This is a genomic window from Roseateles sp. (assembly GCF_047654785.1).
GTDB lineage: Bacteria > Pseudomonadota > Gammaproteobacteria > Burkholderiales > Burkholderiaceae_C > Pelomonas.
Window position 1 is genome coordinate 1,560,373 of sequence record NZ_JASGKQ010000003.1, and the last position, 12,684, is coordinate 1,573,056.

The window sequence follows — 12,684 nt, forward strand, 5'->3', positions numbered from 1 at the left end:
AAGGCCGATGAAGCGACTGCCAGCCCTGCTGCTGCTGGCCGCGCTGTCCGCCGCAGCCGCGCCGCCAGCCCCGCCGCCGCAGGTCGTCACCATCCCGTTCATGGAGCGCGAGGCGCCGCACCGCCGCTACGCGGATGAGCTGCTCGCGCTGGCGCTGCGGCTGTCCAGCGACCGGTACGGCCCGTACCAGCTGGTGCAGCAGCGCGAGGAGACGGTCATCCGGCGCCAGCTGCTGGAGCTGGAGAAGGGCAGCCTGTCGGTCGCCGTGGCGATGCCGACGCAGGAGTGGCTGGACGGCGCGCTGCCGGTGCGCGTGCCGCTGATGCGCGGCCTGGCCAGCTTCCGCTTCTTCCTCGGCTACCGGGACCGGCAGCCGCTGTACGAGGCGGTGCGGACCGTGGCCGACCTGAAGGCGCTGACCATCGGCCAGGGGCCGGGCTGGTCCAGCGCCCGCATCCTGGAGGACAACGGCTTCCAGGTCGTCTACGGCGGCGTCCACGCGACGCTGATCCCGATGCTGCATTCGGGCCGCTTCCAGCTGCTGATGCGCAGCGTCTACGAGGTCGAGCCCGAGCTGCGCGCCCACCAGGCCAGCCACCCCGGCCTGATGCTGGTGGACAACTTCGCCGTGTTCACCTACATGCCGATGTATTACTTCGTGTCCCGGACCCAGCCCCGGCTGGCCGAGCGCCTGGCCTACGGGCTGAAGAAGGCCTACGCCAACGGCCAGCACGACCTGCTGTTCAAGCACTACTTCGGCGACAGCCTGAAGCTGCTGAAGACCCGGCGCCTGCGCTTCCTGCGCGTGCCGAACAGCAACATCCAGCAGAGCTTCTTCGAGCACGACCGGCCCTACCTGCTGGAGGCGGTCGTCGAGCTGGAGAAGGCGGGGCGGCGCTAGCACCCCCGCGCTCCGCGATCAAGCCGCCTGGGGCCAGTCGATCTTGATCTGGCGCTTGTTCGCCAGGCAGTCCCTGAGGTACAGGTTGATGAGGCTTTGATAGGGCACGCCGGCCTCGTCGGCCATGCGCTTGAAGTACACCAGCACGTCCTCGGACAGCCGCATGGTGACCGGCTTCTTCAGCTTCGAGGCATAGGGGTTCCTGCGTGCCTTCAGCTTGGCGAGGTCGTATTCATCTTTCATGGTCAACCACCTTGATAGAAGGCGCTTTCGCGCCGGGTTGCCTTGCGGGCCGAGATGATCCGGATGACCCGGCCCTGCTCACGTTCGCAATGGCAAACGATGAGCAGCTTGGCGCCAGAGCTCAGCCCAAGCATGAGGAACGCTCTTCGTCGGGCGAATGCTCCTCGTCGAAGAACTGGATGGCGAACTCGTCGTAAAAGACGGTTTTCGCCTCTTCAAACGAGATCCGGTGCTTCCTGAGATTGGCTGCGGCCTTGGCAGGATCCCATTCGAAGTCGATCATGCGTACATTGTATGCACACCACCCTGCCCATCAATGCGGGGCGGCGGGTGCTACGCCATCGTCCCGCGCGCCTCCATCGCCTCGCGCCAGCGCCGCAGGTGCGGATGCTCGTCCCCCGGCCTGGCCTTGACGATGCGCGCGAAGTCCACGGCGACGACGGCCGTGATGTCGGCGATGCTGAACTGGCCGGCGGCGATGAACTCGCGTCCGTCGAGGTGCGCGTCGAGCATCGTGAAGAACAGCTGCACCCGCGCCAGGCCGCGCCGGGCCAGCTCCGGGATCTGCGCATGGTCCACCGGCCCGGACAGCGCGCGGTTGGCCATGGCCGGGCTGCCGTTGCGGAAGGCCTCGGCCACCGCCAGCAGCCCGTCGAACTCCGCACGCCACTGCCAGCTGGCGATCTCGGCCTTGTCCAGCGGCGTGCGGCCCAGCAGCGGCGGCTCGGGGAAGCGCGCCTCCAGGTAGGCCGCGATGGCGGCGTTGTCGGTCAGCACCACGCCCTCCTCCACCCGCAGCGCCGGCACCGTGCAGTGCGGGTTGATGCGGCGGTAGGCCTCGCCCATCTGCTCGCCGTGGCGCAGGTCCACCTGCACGGTCTCGTGGGGCACGCGCTTCTCGGCCAGCAGGATGCGCGCGCGGCGCGGGCTCGGGGCGGTGGCGCAGTCGTAGAGGGTGATCATGGCGCCACCTTGTCCTGGGTGCGGGTGTCGAAGTCGCTGGCCTCGTGCCGCTCGTGCAGCTGGCTGGCCGGCTCGCCATGGGTGCGGTTGACCTTGCGGCCGCGCTGCGCGGCCGGGCGCCGGGCGATCTGGTCGGCCCAGCGGATCACGTGGGTGTATTCGTGCACCGACAGGAACTCACCCGCGCCGTACATCTGCCCCTTGGCCAGCGCGCCGTACCAGGGCCAGGCGGCCATGTCGGCGATGGTGTACTGCTCGCCGGCCAGGTAGGGGCGCGTGGCCAGCAGCCGGTCCAGCACATCCATCTGCCGCTTGACCTCCATCGCGTAGCGGTCGATGGGGTATTGCTGCTTGGTCGGCGCATAGGCGTAGAAGTGCCCGAAGCCGCCGCCCAGGAAGGGCGCGCTGCCCACCTGCCAGAACAGCCAGCTCAGGGTCTCGGCGCGCTCGGGCCCGCCGGCCGGCAGGAAGGCGCCGCCGAACTTCTCGGCCAGGTACATCAGGATGGCGCCGGACTCGAACACCCGCACCGGCGCCACGCCCGGCCCGCCGCTGCGGTCCAGCAGCGCCGGGATCTTGGAGTTGGGGTTGACCTCGACGAAGCCGCTGCCGAACTGCTGGCCCTCGTTGATGCGGATCAGCCAGGCGTCGTACTCCGCGCCGGCATGGCCGGCGGCCAGCAGTTCCTCCAGCATCACCGTCACCTTGACGCCGTTGGGCGTGCCCAGCGAGTACAGCTGCAGCGGGTGGCGGCCCACCGGCAGCGCCTGCTCGTGCGTGGCGCCGGCCACCGGGCGGTTGATGCTGGCGAACTGGCCGCCGTTGCCGCGGTCCCAGTGCCAGACCTGCGGCGGCACGTAGGCGGTGTTGTCCGTCATGGGGGCGATCTCCGATAAAACGCGAAGCCCGCACGGTAACCGCATCCCGCCGCGCGGGCGGACAATCGCCGCCATGATCCTGCGCATCGATTTCATCTCCGACGTCGTCTGCCCCTGGTGCGCCATCGGCCTGCACGCACTGGAAGCCGCCGCCGCCCGCATCCCCGGCCTGGCGCTGGACATCCAGTTCCACCCCTTCGAGCTCAACCCCGGCATGGGGCCCGAGGGACAGGACCTCGCCGAGCACCTGATGCAGAAATACGGCGCCGGCCCCGAGCAGTTCGCGCGCACGCACGAGGCCATCCGCCAGCGCGGCGCCGAGTTGGGCTTCGCCTTCAGCCCGGCGCGCACGCGCATCGTCAACACGCGGCGCGCGCACCGCCTGCTGCACTGGGCCGGCGTGGGCTTCGGCTCGGCGCAGCAGCTGCGGCTCCAGCACGCACTGCTGGCGGCCTATTTCAGCGACGGGCTGGACGTGTCGGCCCCCGCCGTGCTGCTGCCGCTGGCCAGCGCCGCCGGCCTGCCCGAGGCCGAGGCGCGCGAGCTGCTGGCCGGCGACCGCTTCGCCGCCGAGGTGCAGGCCCGCGAGGCCGAGGTCAGCCGCCAGGGCATCCAGGCCGTGCCGGCCGTCGTCATCGACCAGCGCCTGCTCGTGCAGGGCGGCCAGCCGGTCGAGGCCTTCGAGCAGGCCCTGCGCGAGGCGATGGCCGGGCGCTGAGACAATCGCCCCCGGCATCTCTCGAAGCCCGCCTCGGCGGGCTTCGCCTTTCTTCGGAATCCCATGTTCAAGAACCTCATCACCTACCGCATCGGCGAAGGCTGGACGGCCGATGCCGCCCAGCTGGCCGAGCAACTCGCCAAGGAACCCTTCCTGCCCTGCGCCCCGACGCAGGCGCTGGCCGTGGGCTGGGCGCCGCCGCGCGGCGTCGCGCATGCGCCGCTGGTCGAAGTCGTCGACGGCCACTGGGTCGTCAAGCTCAAGCGCGAGCAGCGCCTGCTGCCCGGCTCCGTCGTGCAGGAGCGCGTGGACGAGCTGGCCGAGCACATCGAGGAGAGCACCGGCCGCAAGCCCGGCAAGAAGGCGCGCAAGGAGCTGAAGGAGCAGGCCGAGCACGAGCTGCTGCCGCGCGCCTTCACCAAGACCTCGGCGACGCAGGTGTGGATCGCGCCGGCGCAGGGCCTGTTGTTCGTCGATGCCGGGTCGAGCGCGCGCGCCGACGAGGTCGTCACGCTGCTGGTGCAGGCCAGCCCGGGCCTGAGCCTGCAGCTGGTGCAGACCGCCGAGAGCCCCGCCGCCGTGATGGCCGCGTGGCTGATGGACGGCGTGACGCCCGAGGGCTTCCAGATCGAGCGCGAGTGCGAGCTCAAGGGCAGCGACGAGCACAAGCCCGTCGTGCGCTACGCCCGCCACCCGCTGGACATCGACGAGGTGCGCGCCCACCTGACCAGCGGCAAGATGCCGACGCGCCTGGCGCTGTCCTGGCGCGACCGCGTCGCCTTCACGCTGACCGAGGGGCTGGCGATCAAGAAGATCAGCTTCCTGGAGCTGGCCTTCGAGGGCCGGCCCGAGGCCAGCGGCGACGAAGCCTTCGACGCCGACCTGGCGCTGGCCACCGGCGAGCTGGGCCGGCTGGTCCCGGCGCTGATCGAGGGCCTGGGCGGCGAGCACGACTTCGCCGCGCCGGCCCCCGCTGCGGCATCCACGCCGGCAGCGACGCCCCCCGCCGCCCCCGGCGAGGACGCGCCGCCCTGGTGAGCGTCAAAAACCCAGCCTGAGCGTCACGCGCACCGTGCGCGGCTCGGCCGGGTGGACATGCCGGTCGGCCACCGCCGCGGCCTCGCCGGGCAGCTGCGACTCGTAGAAGTACTCGACGTCGTTGACCCGGCGGTCGCCCAGGTTGAAGACGTCCACGGTCAGCTCGCCGCGCTGCCACAGCCGGCGGCTGAGGCGCAGCTGGGCCGTCAGCGACGGGCGCGAGCGCATGCTGCCGTCCTCGACCAGTGCGCCCGCCCCGAGGTAGCGCCAGTTCAGGCTCGCCGACCAGGGGCCCAGGTCGCGCACGGTGATGGCCAGCGCCCCCACCTTGTCCACCGCGTTGGGGATGCGGCTGCCGGCCGGGTCGTCATCGGCAAAGCGCGCATGCGTCCAGGCCAGGTCGGCATCGACCAGCAGCCAGGGCACCGGAACCCAGCGGTTGCTCCACTCCACGCCGCGCCGCCGGCTCGGGCGGTTGGCCTCGGTGGCGCCGGCGTCGCCGACGTAGACCAGCTCGGAGTCGAAGTCCAGCGTCCACAGCGCCAGCGACGACTGCAGCCCCGGTAGCCACTCCGTTCGCGCGCCCAGCTCCAGGCCGCGTGCGGCGACCAGGCCGGGCACCGGGTCCACCGGGTCGCCACTCCGCGGGTCGACGCGCGCGGTGGTGCCACGCGCGTCGTTGCTGTGGAAGCCCCGGCCGGCGTTGAAGAAGAGCTCGGTGTGCGCCCACGGCGCGGCGATGAGCGACAGCTTGGGCGAGATCAGATGGCCGGACGCCTGGCCCGAATTGGCCGCGTTGGAGAGACCGTCGACCCTGAAACGCGCCTGGTCGGCCCGCACGCCCGCCACGCCGCGCAGCCACGGCGCCAGCGCCACCGCCGTCTGGCCGTAGACGCCCAGCTGCGTCTGGCGCACCGCGTCCTCGCGCGTGGTGGCGGTGATGCGGCGCTGCACGGTGTCGAACAGCCCGACGCGGATGCGGTCATGGCGCAGTTGCACGCCCACCTCGCTGCGCGCCGGCAGGCCGGCTAGCCGGTGCGCCGCCGCATGGCTGGCGCTGGCGCCATGGACGCGGCGCCTGTCCTGCTGCGAGAACTGGTCGCCGTCATCGGGCCGCTCCAGCGCGTAGGTGAAGTTGGAGAACAGCTGGAGCCGGTAGTCCATCGCGTAGGCCGCCACGCGCGTGGTCTGGCCGGCGGTGACGCGATGCCATTCGCCGGAACCGCTGGTGCGCCGCGTCTCGCCACCGTCGCTGGTGTCGATGGCGTCGAAGCGGCCGAAGGGCTGGCCGCCGAGGTGGCCGGCCGCGATGAGGCGCTCGGGAACCTGGTCGGTGGACTGCCAGCGCGCGTCGTAACCCATCAGGCTGGCGCTCCAGCCCTGGGCCGCCGTGCCGCCCGACAGCGTCAACACGCCATTGCGCTTGCGCAGCCGCTCCGGCAGCGTCCACGGCCCGTCGTTGTGCTGCACCTCGACCGCGCCCAGCAACTGCAGGCCGCCGCCCAGTGCCGACGAGCCCGCGCCGACGAAGCGCCGGAACCGGCGCTCGCCCAGCGTCAGCGCCACGAAATCCTCATCCAGCGTGCGGCGGTAGGCGATGTCGGCCGAGCCGGCGGCGGAGAAGTCGCCGCCTTGCGCGAAGTACGGCCCCTTGCGGTACTCGATGCGCTCGACCAGCTCGGGGATCAGGAAGTTCAAGTCCGAATAGCCCTGGCCGTGGCCGTGCGTGGGCAGGTTGACCGGCAGGCCATTCACCGTCGTGGCGAAGTCGGTGCCATGGTCCAGGTTGAAGCCGCGCAGGAAATACTGGTTGGCCTTGCCGTCGCCCGAGTGCTGCGTGACGATGACGCCGGGCACGAACTCCAGCACCTCGCCCGGGCGCAGCGCGGGCCGGTTCTTCAGCAGTTCGGCGCGGATGCTGCCCTGGGACGCCGCGTCGGCACTGCCGACGGCATTGTCGTAATGCCGGCCGGTGAGCTCCACCTTGTCCAGCGTCGTGACGGACTGCCCCTGCACCGCCGCCGCGCAGGTCGCCGCCACCACGGCCACGGCCGCCCCCCTCTTTCGTGATCCCATGACTCGCACATGCACCTGTCGACCCGCGCCGTGGCTGGACTGGCACGGTTGTATGAAGTTTTCTGAAAGCTTCTTACAGCCAGCGCCGGCCCCTGTGCAAGTTCAGTGCCCGAGGTGCGGCGGGCCGTCGTGGGCGTGCGGCGCCATCGGCACCAGGTGCAACTGGCCATGGCTCACCCCCGGCTGCGCGATCACCGCTTGCGCAAAGGTGCGCACCTCGTCGGTGCGGCCGCGCACCAGGACGGTCTCAATACAGTGGTCGCGGTCCAGATGGGCGTGCGTGGTGGCGATGGTCAGGCCGTGGTGGTCGTGCTGCAGTTGGTTGAGCCGCAGGGCCAACTGGCGCTGGTGGTGGTCGTACACATAGGTCAACGTGCCCACGCAGGGCGCGTCCGGCTGCGCCTGCATGCGCGCCTGGCCCAGGTCCTGGCGCAACAGGTCGCGGAAGGCCTCGGAGCGGTTCTCATAGCCGCGTGCGCGCACCAGCGCCTCGAAGGCATCGGCCAGGTCGTCGTCCAGCGAGATGGTCAGGCGCTTCATGGCCAGCCCGTGAAGGGATGCGCCGCCAGGTTGGCGTTGACGTAGCGCGCGTCGCCCGTGACCTCCTCGCCCAGCCAGGCCGGGCGGGCGAAGGGCTGGTCCTCGGACGCCAGCTCGATCTCGGCGACCACCAGGCCCGCGTTGGCGCCCAGGAACTCGTCGATCTCCCAGGCCAGGCCGCCGCCGGCCACGCACCGGTGGCGGATCTTCTCGACCACCGGCCCGTCGCACAGCGCCAGCAGCTGCCGCGCGTCGGCCAGCGGCACGGCGTACTCGAACTCGGCGCGCGTGGCGCCGGTGGTGGCGCCCTTGATCGTCAGGAAGGCCCGTTCGCCGGCCACGCGCACGCGCACGGTGCGCGCCGGGTCGCGGCTGAGGTAGCCCTGGCTGAAGCGGGTCTGCGCCTCGGCCGGCTGGCGCCAGCCGTCGCCGCGGACGAGGAATTTCCGTTCGATCTCAATGCCCATCGTCGTGGCCTCCTGCGGCGGCGCGGGCGGCGGCCTCGCGCAGCTTGTCCTTCTTGCTCTTGCGGGTCGCGCTCTTGATGCCGCCCGTGGCCTGCGCCTCGGTCGCCACGGCCCGGGGCTCGAAGCCGGCCAGGCGCTCGCGCGGCACGCGCCGGCCCTGGCGCCTCTCGATGAGGCGGAAGTGGCTCTCGGCGTTCTCGGCGCCGTCCGCGCAGATGAAGCTCACCGCCGCGCCTTCGGCGCCGGCCCGGCCGGTGCGGCCGATGCGGTGGGTGTAGTCGGCGGCCGAGCGCGGCAGCTCGTAATTGACGACGGCGTCCAGCGCGTCGATGTGCAGGCCGCGCGCGGCCACGTCGGTGGCCACCAGCACCTGGACCGTGCCGGCCTTCAGCGCCGCCAGCACGTCGCGCCGTGCGCCCTGGCTCAGCTCGCCGTGCAGCACGCCGGCCTTGAAGCCATGGGCGAACAGCTTGTCCGACACCAGCTCGGCCGTGTAGCGGCTGGCGACGAACACCAGCACGCGCTGCCAGCCTTCGTCGCGCAGCAGCTGGCGCAGCGCGGGCAGGCGCTGGGCGCGGTCGAGCTGGAGGGCGCGCTGCGTGATCCGCGGCGGCGCGTCCTCGAGCGCGATGCGCACCGGCTCGCACAGCCACTGCCCGGCCAGCGCCTGCACGGCGGGCGGGAAGGTGGCGGAGAACAGCAGCGTCTGGCGGCGCGCCGGCAGCTGCGCCAGCACGCGCTGCAGCTCGTCGGCGAAGCCCTGGCCGAGCAGGCGGTCGGCCTCGTCGAGCACCAGCATCTCGACGCCGCGCAGCGTCAGGCCGTTGTGGTCCAGCAGGTCGAGCAGCCGGCCGGGCGTGGCCACCATCACGTCGCAGCCGCCGCGCAGCGCCATCAGCTGCGGATTGACGGAGACGCCGCCGAACGCGAGCGCGACCTTCGGGCGGTGCAGCAGCGTGGCGGCGAGCTCGCGCAGCAGCTGGGCCGTCTGCTGGGCCAGCTCGCGGGTGGGCGCCAGCACGAGTGCGCGCGGGCCGGGGCGCGGCGGCGCGTCGACCAGCCGCTGCAGCAGCGGCAGCGCGAACGCGGCGGTCTTGCCGGCGCCGGTCGGCGCGAGCGCGAGCAGGTCCCGGCCGGCGAGGATGGGCGGCAGCGCGGCCGCCTGGACGGCGGTGGGCGCGTGGTAGCCCTGGGCGCGCACGGCGCGCAGCAGGGCGGGCGTGAGGCCCAGGGTGGCGAACGACATGGCGCTCCTCAGAACAGCGGCCGCTGGTCGCCGGCCAGTTGCCCGGCGGCACGGGCCTCGATGAGCAGCAGGCGGCGCTTGGTGTCGACGCCGCCGGGCGCCGAGAAGCCCGTGGGGTCGCCGCCCGCGCCCATCACGCGGTGGCAGGGCACGATGGGGGCGAACGGGTTGCGGCCTTCGGCGCGGCCCACCGCGCGCGCGGCGCCGGCATCGCCCAGCGCGGCGGCGATCTCGCCGTAGCTGCGCGTCTGACCGACGGGGATGTGGCGCGTCAGCTGCAGCGCCTGGCGCTCGAAGCCGGACAGGCTGCGGTCGTCGAGCCGCACGGCCAGCAGCTCGCCATGGTCCGCCGTCTGCCCAGCCAGCAGGCGCTGCACGGCGGCGATGGCCGCCTGCACCGGCGCGGGCGGCGGCACCTCCAGCGCGTCGCCGAAGCGCTCGCGCATCAGCGCCCGCAGCGCCCCGGCGTCGGCCGCGGGCAGCTGCGAGCCGATCAGGCCCTCGCCCGCCTCGCCGCGCCAGGCGACGGCGCAGTCGCCCAGCGCGGTGGCGAAGACGGCGAAGCGCGGCGTCATGCGCCGCCCTGCCCCAGCCGCGCCGCCGTGGCGCGGGCGGCCACCTCGCGCGGCGCCAGGGCCTTGAGCCGGTGGTCGCTCCACACCTGGCGCCAGCGCCGCGCGCCCGGCGTGCCGTTCCACAGGCCCAGCGCATGGCGCATCGCATGCGGCCACGGACGGCCGCCGGCGTGCAGTCGGTCCAGGTAGGCCAGCCAGCCGTCCTCGACCTGCTCGCGCGAGGCGGCCGGGTCGGATGCGTCGAAGAAGCGCGAGTCCCACTGCGCCATGCTCCAGGGCTCGTGGTAGGCCTCGCGGCCGACCATCACGCCGTCCACCAGCCGCAGCTGAGCGGCGATCTCGTCCGGCGTCTTCAGGCCGCCGTTGATGGCGATGGTGAGCCGGGGGAACTCCTGCTTCAGCCGGGCCACCAGCTCGTAGCGCAGCGGCGGCAGCTCGCGGTTCTCCTTGGGCGACAGGCCTTGCAGCCAGGCGTTGCGGGCATGGACGATGAAGGCCTCGCAGCCCGCTTCGGCCACGGTGCCGACGAAGTCGCGCACGAAGTCGTAGCGCTCGATCCGGTCGATGCCGATGCGGTGCTTGACGGTGACCGGCAGCGCCGTCGCGTCGCGCATGGCCTTCACGCAGTCGGCCACCAGCCCCGGCTCGGCCATCAGGCAGGCGCCGAACGCGCCCTTCTGCACGCGCTCGCTGGGGCAGCCGCAGTTCAGGTTCACCTCGTCATAGCCCCAGCGCTCGGCCAGCCGGGCGCAGGCGGCCAGGTCCGCCGGCTCGCTGCCGCCGAGCTGCAACGCGACCGGGTGCTCCTCGGCGTTGAAGTCCAGGTGGCGCGGCTGGTCGCCATGCAGCAACGCGCCGGTGGTCACCATCTCGGTGTACAGCAGCGCGCGGCGCGTGATCAGGCGGTGCAGGTAGCGACAGTGGCGGTCAGTCCAATCCATCATCGGCGCCACGGACAGGCGCCAGGGGCTGTGGCCGCCGGGATGCGGACCGCTCATTCCAGGTCCCGCAGCGGATGCCCGGCCGGCGTCCAGGGGCTGGTGAAGAAGGCGGCAACTTCGGCGGTGTCGACGTCGGCGACGCTGGCCGGCTGCCAGCGCGGCGCGTGGTCCTTGTCGACCGCGAGCGCGCGTATGCCCTCCACCGTCTCGCTGCGCGCCGCGCCGCGCAGGTGGAAGGCGTGGTGCACCAGGTCGCGCTCCAGGCGCAGGTCGTCGGCCAGGCTCAGCGTGCGGCCGCGGCGCACGAGTTCCAGCGTGACGGCCATCATGGTCGGCGAGCGCTTCAGCAGCGTGGCGTGCGTCTCGCGCGCCCAGCCGTCGTCGTCCTGCGCGAGCGAGGCGAGGATGGCGGCGACGCTGGGCTGGCTGAAGTGGCGATCGATGCGGTCCATCGTCGCCTTGGGCGCGGACACGGGCGCCAGGTCGGCCCGCTCCATCACGGTGGCGACGACGTGTTCGGCGCTGGGCTGGTCGCCCTGGCGCAGCTCCGCGACGAGTTCGGGCCACTGCTCGGCGCGCACGAACACGTCGCCCAGGCCCCATTCGATGGCGTCGCCGGCGGCGATGGCCTGCCCGGTCAGCGCCAGCCATTCGCCCACGTGGCCCGGGCACTGCGCGAGGAACCAGCCGCCGCCCACGTCCGGGAACAGGCCGATGCCGGTCTCGGGCATGGCCAGCCGGGAGTGCTCGGACAGCACGCGCAGCTTGGCGCCCTGGCTGATGCCCATGCCGCCACCCATGACGATGCCGTCCATCAGTGCGACGCAGGGCTTGGGGTAGTGGTGGATGCGGTGGTTGAGGCGGTATTCCTCGGTGAAGAAGTCGCCCAGCGCCGGGTCGCCCGCATGGGCGGCGGCGTGGAAGAAGCGGATGTCGCCACCCGCGCAGAAGGCGGGCGGCTTGCCGTCGCGGGCCGCGCCCAGCAGGGCCACGGCCTGGATCTCGGGCCGCGCGGCCCAGTGGTCCAGCAGCGTCGTGATGTCGCGGACCATGGCCAGCGACAGCGCGTTCAGCGCCTGCGGGCGGTTCAGCGTGATCAGGCCGAGGCAGCCGTTGACGGCGGCAACGATCTGGCCATCGGATGCCAGGGGCGGAATCAGGTCGTTCATGCGTTCTTCAAAGCAGGTGGGGCGGGGGCCAGCGCCTCGTTGGCGATCAGGGCGACGAGCACGAGACTACCGCCGATCAGCGCCGCGCTGCCCGGGTGTTCGCCCGCAAAAAGCCAGGCCCACAGCACGCCCAATAAGGTTTCGGCCTGGCCCAGCAACGCAATTTCATGGCTGGGCAGCTCGCGCGCCAGCCGCACGACCAGCAGGCAGGGCACGGCGAGCTGGAACACGCCGAGCAGGGCCAGCAGGCCCAGGTCGTGCGCGCCGGCCTGCAGTGGCCAGGCCAGCGGCAGGGTGGCGGCCGCGGAGAGCAGCGCGCCGATGAGGACGGCGGGCAGCATGTCACCCTGCGCGCCCGCCTTCTGCAACAGGCACCAGTTGGACGCCGCAGCCAGCGGCACGCCCAGCGCGACGACGACGCCGGCCAGCGGCCCGCCGAGCTGGCCACCGAACATCCACGCGATGCCCGCGCTGGCCACCGCGATGGCGGCCCAGGTGCGGCCCGGCACCGGCTGGCGCAGGAACAGCCAGGCGAACACGGCCGTGAACAGCGGCGACAGCGACATCGTGACCAGCACGTTGGCCACGGTCGTCAGCGACAGCGCCACCATGAAGGCCGTGAACATGACGGCCCAGCAGATGCCGGATGCCCAGACCGCCACGCCGCGCAGCGCCGGCAACAGCGCCCTGCCCCGGATCGCGCCGAGGATGAGCACCAGCGCCAGCGCGTTGAACGCGCTGCGCCAGAACGTGATCTCGAAGCCCCGCGCGGCGTCCAGGTGCCGCGTGACCACGCCCGCCGAACTCCACATCAGCGTGACCAGCAGCATCAGCAAGACGGCAGATCGGTGGCTCATGAAAGAGCGCCCCTGAACAGGGGCGCGGGCAATCGACTGGCTAGAACCCCCTCCTGGAGGGGGCAGGAGGAG

General features: G+C 72.4%; 14 protein-coding genes and 1 pseudogene. 3 read left to right on the forward strand and 12 right to left on the reverse strand.

Annotation, left to right across the window (positions count from 1 at the left end):
- Positions 1-7 precede the first annotated feature (7 nt).
- The gene (locus QM788_RS16160; RefSeq protein WP_415662485.1) at positions 8-901 is read left to right on the forward strand and encodes a hypothetical protein; all 894 of its coding nucleotides are present in this window, start codon (positions 8-10) and stop codon (positions 899-901) included.
- Between the two features lie 18 nt (positions 902-919).
- Here the strand turns inward: QM788_RS16160 and QM788_RS16165 are convergent, their stop codons facing one another.
- The 4 genes and pseudogenes from QM788_RS16165 to yghU form a co-directional block, all read right to left on the reverse strand.
- Positions 920-1,144 (reverse strand): BrnA antitoxin family protein, encoded by a 225-nt coding sequence (locus QM788_RS16165; protein WP_415662486.1) that lies wholly within the window; start codon positions 1,142-1,144, stop codon positions 920-922.
- A 2-nt stretch (positions 1,145-1,146) separates the two neighbouring features.
- Positions 1,147-1,427: pseudogene (locus QM788_RS16170) on the reverse strand (BrnT family toxin).
- A 50-nt stretch (positions 1,428-1,477) separates the two neighbouring features.
- Positions 1,478-2,107: a glutathione S-transferase family protein gene (locus QM788_RS16175; RefSeq protein ID WP_415662487.1), complete on the reverse strand. Its 630-nt coding sequence runs from the start codon at positions 2,105-2,107 to the stop codon at positions 1,478-1,480.
- Positions 2,104-2,985, reverse strand: a complete 882-nt coding sequence (gene yghU / locus QM788_RS16180; protein WP_415662488.1) for a glutathione-dependent disulfide-bond oxidoreductase — start codon at positions 2,983-2,985, stop codon at positions 2,104-2,106. Before yghU ends, QM788_RS16175 begins: the two co-directional genes overlap by 4 nt.
- Before the next feature lie 73 nt (positions 2,986-3,058).
- Here yghU and QM788_RS16185 point away from each other — a divergent pair, with 73 nt between their 5' ends.
- Together QM788_RS16185 and QM788_RS16190 are read left to right on the forward strand one after the other, a co-directional pair.
- Positions 3,059-3,703, forward strand: coding sequence for a DsbA family oxidoreductase (locus QM788_RS16185; RefSeq protein WP_415662489.1), 645 nt, complete (start codon positions 3,059-3,061; stop codon positions 3,701-3,703).
- Between the two features lie 63 nt (positions 3,704-3,766).
- Positions 3,767-4,741: a recombination-associated protein RdgC gene (locus tag QM788_RS16190; RefSeq protein ID WP_415662490.1), complete on the forward strand. Its 975-nt coding sequence runs from the start codon at positions 3,767-3,769 to the stop codon at positions 4,739-4,741.
- 3 nt (positions 4,742-4,744) lie between these two features.
- Here the strand turns inward: QM788_RS16190 and QM788_RS16195 are convergent, their stop codons facing one another.
- The 8 genes from QM788_RS16195 to QM788_RS16230 form a co-directional block, all read right to left on the reverse strand.
- Positions 4,745-6,817: a TonB-dependent receptor gene (locus QM788_RS16195; protein ID WP_415662491.1), complete on the reverse strand. Its 2,073-nt coding sequence runs from the start codon at positions 6,815-6,817 to the stop codon at positions 4,745-4,747.
- 102 nt (positions 6,818-6,919) lie between these two features.
- Entirely contained in the window at positions 6,920-7,357 is a 438-nt protein-coding gene (gene nikR, locus QM788_RS16200; RefSeq protein WP_415662492.1) for a nickel-responsive transcriptional regulator NikR, read from the reverse strand.
- Positions 7,354-7,824, reverse strand: coding sequence for a CYTH domain-containing protein (locus tag QM788_RS16205; RefSeq protein ID WP_415662493.1), 471 nt, complete (start codon positions 7,822-7,824; stop codon positions 7,354-7,356). The genes nikR and QM788_RS16205 overlap by 4 nt, the downstream gene beginning before the upstream one ends.
- Positions 7,814-9,070 (reverse strand): DEAD/DEAH box helicase, encoded by a 1,257-nt coding sequence (locus QM788_RS16210; RefSeq protein WP_415662494.1) that lies wholly within the window; start codon positions 9,068-9,070, stop codon positions 7,814-7,816. Before QM788_RS16210 ends, QM788_RS16205 begins: the two co-directional genes overlap by 11 nt.
- Before the next feature lie 8 nt (positions 9,071-9,078).
- On the reverse strand, positions 9,079-9,645 hold the full coding sequence (locus tag QM788_RS16215; protein WP_415662495.1) for a methylated-DNA--[protein]-cysteine S-methyltransferase: 567 nt from the start codon (positions 9,643-9,645) through the stop codon (positions 9,079-9,081).
- On the reverse strand, positions 9,642-10,643 hold the full coding sequence (gene dusA / locus QM788_RS16220) for a tRNA dihydrouridine(20/20a) synthase DusA (RefSeq protein ID WP_415662496.1): 1,002 nt from the start codon (positions 10,641-10,643) through the stop codon (positions 9,642-9,644). Before dusA ends, QM788_RS16215 begins: the two co-directional genes overlap by 4 nt.
- A complete protein-coding gene (locus QM788_RS16225) occupies positions 10,640-11,755 on the reverse strand; it encodes an enoyl-CoA hydratase/isomerase family protein (RefSeq protein ID WP_415662497.1) in 1,116 nt (371 codons plus the stop codon). The genes dusA and QM788_RS16225 overlap by 4 nt, the downstream gene beginning before the upstream one ends.
- Entirely contained in the window at positions 11,752-12,612 is an 861-nt protein-coding gene (locus QM788_RS16230; protein ID WP_415662498.1) for a DMT family transporter, read from the reverse strand. Before QM788_RS16230 ends, QM788_RS16225 begins: the two co-directional genes overlap by 4 nt.
- Between the last annotated feature and the right edge of the window lie 72 nt (positions 12,613-12,684).